The organism is Desulfovibrio intestinivivus (assembly GCF_053570665.1).
The window spans coordinates 3376592-3384455 of record NZ_JBRBQT010000001.1 but is presented as its reverse complement, the minus strand read 5'-3'; the positions used below and the strand labels follow the sequence as shown (position 1 = coordinate 3384455).

General features: G+C 55.0%; 9 protein-coding genes. 2 read left to right on the top strand and 7 right to left on the bottom strand.

All coding sequences use genetic code 11. The annotated features are described in order from the left end of the window. Nucleotides 1-74: 74 nt before the first annotated feature. From ACUZ9P_RS14400 to ACUZ9P_RS14390, 3 genes are all read right to left on the bottom strand, one after another. Nucleotides 75-1670 carry a (Fe-S)-binding protein gene (locus ACUZ9P_RS14400; RefSeq protein ID WP_449250215.1) on the bottom strand — a complete coding sequence of 532 codons (1596 nt, stop codon included), beginning with the start codon at nucleotides 1668-1670 and terminating at the stop codon, nucleotides 75-77. Between the two features lie 11 nt (nucleotides 1671-1681). Next, entirely contained in the window at nucleotides 1682-2620 is a 939-nt protein-coding gene (locus ACUZ9P_RS14395; protein ID WP_449250214.1) for a respiratory nitrate reductase subunit gamma, read from the bottom strand. A gap of 496 nt (nucleotides 2621-3116) precedes the next feature. After that, on the bottom strand, nucleotides 3117-3533 hold the full coding sequence (locus ACUZ9P_RS14390) for an RrF2 family transcriptional regulator (RefSeq protein WP_192112874.1): 417 nt from the start codon (nucleotides 3531-3533) through the stop codon (nucleotides 3117-3119). A 333-nt stretch (nucleotides 3534-3866) separates the two neighbouring features. Between ACUZ9P_RS14390 and ACUZ9P_RS14385 the strand changes: the two genes are divergently transcribed. Beyond that, nucleotides 3867-4415: an RrF2 family transcriptional regulator gene (locus ACUZ9P_RS14385; RefSeq protein WP_449250213.1), complete on the top strand. Its 549-nt coding sequence runs from the start codon at nucleotides 3867-3869 to the stop codon at nucleotides 4413-4415. Next, nucleotides 4339-4692: a response regulator gene (locus ACUZ9P_RS14380; protein WP_449250212.1), complete on the top strand. Its 354-nt coding sequence runs from the start codon at nucleotides 4339-4341 to the stop codon at nucleotides 4690-4692. Before ACUZ9P_RS14385 ends, ACUZ9P_RS14380 begins: the two co-directional genes overlap by 77 nt. A 187-nt stretch (nucleotides 4693-4879) precedes the next feature. Here the strand turns inward: ACUZ9P_RS14380 and hmcF are convergent, their stop codons facing one another. The 4 genes from hmcF to ACUZ9P_RS14360 all read right to left on the bottom strand — a co-directional run bounded on the left by hmcF (nucleotide 4880) and on the right by ACUZ9P_RS14360 (nucleotide 7845). Continuing rightward, nucleotides 4880-6265 (bottom strand): sulfate respiration complex iron-sulfur protein HmcF, encoded by a 1386-nt coding sequence (gene hmcF, locus ACUZ9P_RS14375; RefSeq protein ID WP_298998002.1) that lies wholly within the window; start codon nucleotides 6263-6265, stop codon nucleotides 4880-4882. Between the two features lie 42 nt (nucleotides 6266-6307). Next, nucleotides 6308-6988 (bottom strand): sulfate respiration complex protein HmcE, encoded by a 681-nt coding sequence (gene hmcE, locus ACUZ9P_RS14370; RefSeq protein WP_298998004.1) that lies wholly within the window; start codon nucleotides 6986-6988, stop codon nucleotides 6308-6310. Between the two features lie 47 nt (nucleotides 6989-7035). After that, the gene (locus ACUZ9P_RS14365; RefSeq protein WP_449250211.1) at nucleotides 7036-7443 is read right to left on the bottom strand and encodes a cytochrome c3 family protein; all 408 of its coding nucleotides are present in this window, start codon (nucleotides 7441-7443) and stop codon (nucleotides 7036-7038) included. 117 nt (nucleotides 7444-7560) lie between these two features. Further along, nucleotides 7561-7845 carry a hypothetical protein gene (locus ACUZ9P_RS14360; RefSeq protein WP_022658301.1) on the bottom strand — a complete coding sequence of 95 codons (285 nt, stop codon included), beginning with the start codon at nucleotides 7843-7845 and terminating at the stop codon, nucleotides 7561-7563. Nucleotides 7846-7864: the final 19 nt, after the last annotated feature.

Below are 7864 nucleotides of genomic sequence, written 5' to 3'. Positions count from 1 at the left end.
ATTGCCGATGGCAACGCTCATAAATAGAAAAGGGGGCTTGCGCCCCCTTTTCTATTTATCCCTCGGTCGGGAAACTATTCTTCTTCGCCTTCAAACTTGATGAACCCGGGGTTCACGTTGACCATGGCGTTGACGATGAGTTCCACCAAACCGCCGTATGCGAAGTTGTTCTTGGTGTACAGATCGTTGTGTTCCAGCATTTCGCGGATCTGGCCCTTGCAGTTGGAGCAGGGAGCGCAGATGTACTTGCGGGTTTCCGGTCCAAGGCAATCCTTGAAGGCTTCGCCGATCTGCCACATCTTTTTGCGGCCAGAGATGTTGCCGCGCCATTGCTCGATGTTGTTGCGGGTCATGATGGCAAAGCCGGAGCCGCCGCCGCAGCAGTAGTTGTCCACACCGTGGCAGGGCATTTCGCGGAACATGGGCGCAATCTTGCGCACGATTTCGCGCTGGGGTTCAACAATGCCCATGAGGCGCACGATGTTGCAGGGGTCGTGCAGGGTCACGGGGAAGTTGTTGCGCGAAGGATCAAGCTTGAGGCGGCCCGACATGACGATGTCGTGCAGGGTCACATAGCAGCTTTCGCGCGGCACCTGATATTCGAAGGGGATAACGCGGTCGGCGATAACGGTCAGGGCCTTGTGGGCGTGGCCGCATTCACCGATGACGATCTTCTTCACGCCAAGTTCCTTGGCGGCCATCATGTGCTGCAGGGCAATACGGGCGGTCTGGGCGTCGTCGTAGAATACGCCGTAGTTCACGCCGTCGTATGCCAGGGCCTTGCTCGAAAGCGTCCAGGAAAGACCAGCTTCCTGGAAGATCAGCGAGAAGGCGGCGATGTTTTCAGGCCAGGCCATCACTTCGCCAGCGTTGTGCAGCAGCATGATGTCTGCACCCTGCACGTCGAAGGGAGTGTGGATGCCCACGCCGGTGATTTCGGTGTAGTCCTCGTCGATGAACTCCACGTTTTCTTTCACCACTTCAGGCGTCATGCCGGTGGAAGACCCGCACTTCATCTGGTTCATGGTGCCTTTTTCGTGCAGTTCGCGGGCGTAGATGCCCATCTCCTGGCTGAAAAGCTTGCGGATTTCGCGGGCCAGCAGGCCGTTGTCCACACCGATGGGGCAGGTCTGCGCGCAGCGACGGCAAAGGTTGCAGCGGTAGGCCAGCTCGCCCAGGCGGGCCACGGTCTTCCAGTTCAGGCCCATGTCGCCGTAGCGCCATTTGGCAAAGGGTTCTTTCTTCACATACTGCTTGTAGATGCGGCGGAAGATTTCAGACCGGAAGTTGGGCCGGTACATTTCGTTCTTGCCCGACATTTCGTACAGATGGCAGGCATCAGAACAGGAGTTGCACTGGGCGCAGTAGTCCATGCTGGTTTCGAGCATGGGCAGGAAGGTCCAGTTGTTTTCCTTGGTGAACAGCTTGCGCATGCCGTTGAGGAACCTGTTGACCAGTTCCTCTTCTTCTTCCTTGTTCTTGGGCACAGGAATGTTCAGCACGCACACATCGTCAAGGATGCAGGCGGTGTTCTGCTTCTGTTCATCGGTGAAGGGCTTCCAGGGCATGGTGTGCACGTCCAGGGGAAGCTCAGGAATATCCTTGAGGTCAATGCTGACCATCTGCCCTTCGGCAGTGGAAACATCTTTCAATTGCAGATTATCTTTCATTGTGGAACTCCCTAGTCTTCCTTCTTGGGGGCTGCGGGATTTGTGGTGGCCACGTCCACCCATGTCTTGGGCTGGCCATCGCCATTGATATGATCGGCAGACCACGTGACGTTGAACTTCAGGGCGTCCATGATCTTCTGCTGGTTTTTGGGGCTGTAGTTGGTGGGTTCGTCACCCCAGCGGATGTCGTGGTAGGTGAAGTACTTCATGAAGACGTGGCCCATGTGGGTCATGGGAATCCATATCAGCAGGAAGAAGCCCACCAGCAGGTGCAGGCTGAACAGCACGTTGGTCTGCGGGGCAAAGTGGAACGTGATCAGGTTGTGCATGAAGGTGCGGGCCAGCTCGAAGTAGGAAGGAGCGGAAGCCCAGGCAGCCAGGCCCAGCACGCCGAAGAGCACGAAGACAAGCAGGTTGAAGTAGTGCTCGGGGGTGCTGTAGCGGCGCAGGCCGTCATCGGCGCGACGGCGCAAAATAAGGCTGACGCCGCCCACAATGATGCACAGTGTGCCAGCCAGGGCACAGGCGCTGATGATGTTGCCGACAAAGATCATCAGACCGCCCTGGGGGTTGAGGCCCAGAACCTGCGCGATGGCGGCAAACAACACCACGATGGTGCCGCCCATGAGCATGTACATGCCCACATGGAAGGGGTAGGTGCGCACCCAAAGTTTGAGGTTGTGTTCAAAGGTGGCGTGCAGAAAAAGCACTTCGGTCAGCAGGGCCTTGACGTCGCCCATGTGAGCGATGTGACGAGGCTTGGTCCACCAGTCCTTTTCTTCCATAAAGCTGCCGCCGTACACCGTCTTGGAGCCTTCGTGAGGCACGGGGTACAGTTCCCAGCGTACGTGCAGGGGGCTGGCTGCAAGATACGATTTGATCTTGAGGTAGGCCATGCAGAAAAAGCCGGCTACCGCCAGATAGCCAAGAATGTAAAAAAGTGTGGTCATGCGTTTACTCCCGTGGGGTCAAGATGCCGCTAGATCGTGGGTTAGTTGCGGCCGGCACAGCCGACACGCTTTCAAGCCCGGCATGCGTCTGCCTGCCTGCAACCTCTCCTTTTAATGGGCCGACGCCTGAATTAAATCTGACCGTTATAATCAGGAATTGATCACAATAGTCGACTTAGTCAAGGTGTACGGTGACCCCCCTGATACTCAAAATTACAAAAAATGCAAAGATGTCAGATGGAAACAATACAGTAAACTTAATCTGGATTAACCTAATTTTATTTAACTAAATCAAGTAGATTACACCTATAAAAAAATTTTTTCAAGCAAACTAAATTTTTTTTTTAACAAGCTTGGGATGAAAAATTATATACTTTTTTAGTATGATAAAATTTATCAGTAATATTGAGATAATAAAAAAGGTCGGCGTGGGCCGACCTTTGTGTGTCAAATGGTATGCTTGTATAAAAGGCAGTTGTGATAGAAACCGTGCTTCCTACAGGAGAATGTGCGGGTCATGCATAAGATCGCGCAGTGTAATTGACTCAAAAACGCCATCAAGTGTCGCCTGCAGGTTCTCCCAGGCTTTTCGGACTTCACACCCATCAAAGCGCGCGCACTCGCCGGGCTTTTCCATGCAGTTTGTCAGTTCGATGCCGCCTTCCATCAGTTTGACAATGCATCCAAATGTGAGTTCTTCGGGCTTGCGCAAAAGCACATGCCCGCCCTTGGCCCCACGGATGCTGCCCGTTATGCCAGCCAGGCGCAGCTGGCGCAAAATCTGTTCGCTGAATTGTGAGCTTATGCCAGTTTGTGCAGCCAACTGGCTTGAAGAGACCGGTTTCTCAAGACCGTTTTTTGCCAGAAAAAGCAGAATTCTGGCGGCATACCGGGTTTTTGCAGAAAGCTTCATTGCGGGTCCCTCTTGTGTGCAGATTGAATAGTTTCCATCTGCCATGACTGCCGGCGTCTCTGCGCCGATGCTGCGGCTAGCTATGACTAATGACGCACAAAACTAACACATTATATTTGCTATGGGCAGTATTTTTTTTTCTTCGTCAAAAGGTTGCGAAACTATTCACATCATTGAAAGCATGGCGAAATTTGGGCGGTGACGTTCATTTGGGCCCGCCGGTACCCGCTTGACGCCATCATTTTGGTGCGCTAAAAAGTTGAGCAGAACAGTCTAAATTAGACAGATACAGTTTAGAGATAGTTATTGTCTCCTGCAAAATAAGGAATGACTATGCGTATTTCGACAATGGCCTGCCATGCTTTGCACTTGTTATTGTGCCTTTCTGAACAAGATGACGAAATCCCTGCCTCTGCGTCCGAACTTTCGGTCTGCACCGGCATATCTGAAAAGTTTGTTCAAAAAATCATGCGGCTGCTTCAGTCTGAGGGCATTGTCAAAAGCGTTCGTGGCATTGCCGGAGGCCACATGCTGGCGCGCACCCCTGATGAGATAACGCTCGCCGACATAATCATTGCAGTTGAAGGCGGCATTTCCCTGCCTGGTGTCAGCAATGTTGCCCCCAGAGGCAAAACTGCGCTGGACGCCTGGGATATGGTCGCCCGTTCCATGAACAGTTCGCTCGAAGCTGTGACTCTCAGTTCCGTTCGACAGAGTAGTGCTTCAGCGCCGCGGCAAGCCGCCCGCCGCAGGGTGGCGCAACCTTCTTCTCCGCTTCTGCCGGAGACCGACTTCGGAGGCACCAATGCAAAAGCATATTCTCTTGGTAGACAGCGATGCCGAAAGCCAAAGCAGACTGTCCCAAACCCTTCAGCAGTGTAATTACCGGGTAAGCACCGCCAGCACCTGTGCTGAAAGCCTGGCCCAAATTGCCAGCGACAGGCCCGACTGCGTTGTTTTTGATGTGGAGCTGGAGGGAACATCCGGCACCATCATGTACAGTCGTTTGCGTCGCAATGCGAACACCAGGTCGCTTCCGGCGGTGGTGTGCACATCTGTTGGGCCCCGGCCTGTGAGCTTTGGAACGGGGATTCCCGTTCTTTCAAAAAACTGTTCGAGCGAAGCGCTGCTTTCTACCGTCAGCGCCGCAATGGCATAGCGCTTTTGTTTGATACTCGCCTGACGGTCGGGCTGGGATAGTACCCGACCGTCAGGGCTGTGGTTCGCTCCGTTATCCGCGTCAGGCAAAAGGACAAATGCTGGCGCGGCAGACGGCGAGTTTTTTCAGGTTCTTTTGAGGAACTCTTGTTTTGTTGGGCCGTCTGCCGCACAGACGGCCCATTTTTTTATACTTCGTTGTGGTTGATGTGATCCGGAATGATCATCATATCAACCAGCAGCGGCTTGAGGAACGACCACTTGATGTTGTGTTCCTCGTAGACTTCCATCATGTCGCGGATGGCGTCCCAGCAGTTATGGCAGGGGCTTATGACCAGTTCCGCGCCGGTTGCCTTGATCTGGTCCAGCTTGTTTTTCAGGCCCACGTTGCGCTCTTTGCGGTACAGGCCAATGCCGTTAAGGCCGCCGCCGCCACCGCAGCAGAAGTTGTGGTCGCCCTTGGGGTCCATTTCGCGGAAGTCTTCCGCAATGTAGCTCATGATTTCGCGCGTGGCCTTGCCAAGCCCGTGGCTGCGCACATAGTTGCACGAATCCTGAAGGGTGCAGGGCATCTTGAGCTTTTTGGCAGGGTCAATCTTGATCTTGCCCGTGCGCAACATTTCTGCAACCCATTCCACATAATGCATGAACCGCACCGGCGGATCACCGCTTTCGCGTCCGGCCCAGTAGGGGCCTTCAACAACGGTGGCGCGGTGGGCGTGGCCGCATTCCGTGCCTACAACCACCTTGGGCTTGAGGCGCTCAATGGCGGCGTAGATGCGTTTGACGTTCTGCGCGCAGCCTTCCCAGTCGCCAGCGAACATGGTGAGAGAGGTGTTCTCCCAGCCTTCGCGCGGCACTGTCCAGTTGGTGTCTGTAACGTGAAAGAGAATGGCGGCCTGAGCGATATCTTCAGGATAGTGCTTCACTTCGCGGGCGTTGAGAATGTACATGACGTCCGCGTTGTCTTTTTCAACAGGGATTTCCAGGTCAGGCCATTCATCCTGCTGTTCTTCGACCATCCATTCGCAGGTTTCAACCCAGTCTTCTTCGGTCACGTCCATCTGCGCTCCGTAAACGCGGTGCATGCCGGAGCCGATTTTCATTTCCCACGGGATGAAGCCGTGCTTGAAGAGGATGCCGCGCAAATAGCTGAACATAACGCCCGTATCAATGCCGTGCGGGCAGTAAACGGCGCAGCGGTTGCAGCAGGTGCACTTGCCCCAGGCAGCGTCCATGCATTTGATCATGAACGCGGCGTCAACCTTGCCCTTGCGGCGCAGCAGCTCGCCCAGCGTCGCCTGAATCTTGTACGAGGGAATCTGCGTGGGATCGTTGTTGTTGGTGCGGTAGAAAAAGCAGCTATCCGCGCACATGGCGCAGTGCGCACAGACGCTGAGCCATGTGCGGGTGCGCGATTTGCAGGTTTGCTCGAGGTCGCGGGCCAGGGCTTCCTGATCGACCTTCAGTTCCTTCATCTGGGCATAATATTGCGCCCCGCCCTTGTCCTTCAGCAGATCAAGGATACCTTCCTTGGTGGTGACGGGGGTTGGGGTGCACAGCAATTCGGACATGGTTCGCTCCTTTCAGGCGAAAAGATAATTCGTTTGCCCCGATTACCAGGGGAAAGCGCCGCCGCGCGTTGCGCCGCCTCTTTTAATGGCAAAGTCCATGCCGATCTGCGCACGGGACATAAAGAAGAGGGCAATGTGCGAAAGCTTGGTGAAGGGGGCCAGCAGAAGAAACAGTTCGCCGCTGAGCACATGGGCTATCATCCACGTCTGGTAGGCGCCGCCGTCAAGGCGCGCCATAAGACCCGTGGCAAAGGGCAGAAAGGTCAAAAGCAGAATAAGCCAATCCTGGCCGCTGTTGAGCTGCCTGAGCGCCGGTGATGCAAGACGCCGCAGTGCGAGCAGAACAATGCCGGAAAGAGCCATGATGGCAAGCACATCGGCAACGCCGCCGGGAAGCGACGGCAGGCTTATGCCCACATAGGTTTCAAGCAAAACCGTGTGCCCAAGAAGAAACAGCGGTATAAGCACAGCGCCGAAATGCAAAAGAAAGAAAAGAATGGTGGCAACCGGCTGGGCGCGCCAGCCGCTGGTGCCGCCAGGGATAAGCCATTTGAAAATGGAAGCAAGCGCACCCGGGATGGAGCGCTCGGTATGATAGCTGTATGCCACCCGCTCAAGGCGGGCATCAAGGCCGCGCACATACAAGACGGCGCGTGCAAGCAGGCCGACAACAAATACGGCAATTGAAATAATGAAAAGTGGTCCGGTAATGAAATCCAGCATCTGATCTGCCTCCTAACGTATTCTTCGGTGTACCTTGAGCCTACTGGCTATTTCTTCTTGCCGGCAAACTCAGATGCGGTGCGTTCGCTGTGGCAGACTCGGCAGTCCACAAGACGCGGGCCCTTGCCAGCTTTGACGTGGCAATCGGTACAGGCGGTGTGCATGTAAGCAACCTGCTTTTTCGCCGGAACCGATGTTACGTCCTTGAGGGTTTCAGACATGCCTGCATCTGTCATGTTGTGGCAGGTTGAACAGTCGCCGTTCTTGGCCTCCACTGCGTCCACATGCTTGTCATGGGGAAAAAAGACCTTGGGCATCTCTGGCTTGCTCACTGCGGGCGTGGTAACGGGCACAAGCTCGTTGCCACACGCCGCGCCGGGCAAAGCCGCCAGGCCGCAGATCAATAATAACAGGCAGGGGAGAGTGGTTCTGAATCTGATAAGTTTTTCCCGCATGATGGATCCTTGCTTCCTGACAAAATCCAGCTGGTGTTTTCCCGGCCTGAATTGTGCCGGGCACAATTGGGGAAATCCCGCGCACATGCGTCGGGATTTCCCGTTGTCGACATTCGCCTAGTCCTGGGGCTGGCTAAGGGCCTCGGCCGCGCTGCGCATGAAGACGGCGCACTTGTAGGGTTCGCCCTTCATGCAACGCATGGCAAAAGCCGCCGCCATGTACATGAAGAGGCGCGATTCGTAGTCAAGCCTGGTGGTGTGCAGCCAGTGATCGTGAGGGTTTCCCCCTTCGGCCAGCTTGCGCGCACGTGCCATGTCTTCGGCATACGCATCGCCTGTGAGCTTGGTGAACAGTTCGCAAATTTCATCGGCCAGATAATCGCGTTCTGACAAAGCTGACATAACAACCCCCTGCGTCTTC